The 602-nt window shown below is 65.0% G+C and carries 1 protein-coding gene; it reads right to left on the reverse strand.

The features are described 5' to 3' along the window. Positions 1 to 125: 125 nt before the first annotated feature. On the reverse strand, positions 126 to 422 hold the full coding sequence (locus KHC27_RS14855) for a zinc ribbon domain-containing protein (RefSeq protein ID WP_213340173.1): 297 nt from the start codon (positions 420 to 422) through the stop codon (positions 126 to 128). Positions 423 to 602: the final 180 nt, after the last annotated feature.

The raw sequence follows: 602 nt of genomic DNA on the forward strand, positions 1-602 counted from the left end.
TCGGTGGTTGTATGATGCCACGTCAACAAGCTGGATGTGTTCATCCGACTTTTCGTCCGGCGGCACGCGGCGCCCTGGCAGGCGCCTTCATTGTCAATGGGTTGGGCAGTAGGGCGGGAGCGCCGTCAGGCCGGCTCGGCCGTGAATTCGTGCCGGCAGTAGCGGCAGACCAGGGCCGCCGCCTTGACGGTCTCGGCGCAGCGCGGGCACACCTTGGTGTCGTTCGCGGCGTCCAGCTGCCGTGCCGCCGCCCGCGCCGAAGCCGCCGCCGCCTCCGCCATGGCCGCAGTCGCGTTGATCTCGGCGATCCGCAGCTCGTCCCGCTTCTTATCGGACAGGCACGCCGCGATGAGGAGGCCGAAGACGCCGAGCAAGGCGCCGAGAGCGAGGCCGGCAAGGCCGCTTCTGCCTTTTTTCTGCATGATCGACGCGGCGCCGAACATGCAAGCCGTGGCGTAAGCGAGGTATGTCGCTACGACAAACTCCACAGTGTCCCTCCTTCTGCCTCAAGTCCGGCATTTCCAGCCCGATGTTGACCGTACTGGAGGAGCATGATCGGTGGTTGTATGATGCCACGTCAACAAGCTGGATGTGTTCATCCG

This window comes from Ancylobacter lacus (assembly GCF_018390635.1).
Classification (GTDB): domain Bacteria; phylum Pseudomonadota; class Alphaproteobacteria; order Rhizobiales; family Xanthobacteraceae; genus Ancylobacter; species Ancylobacter lacus.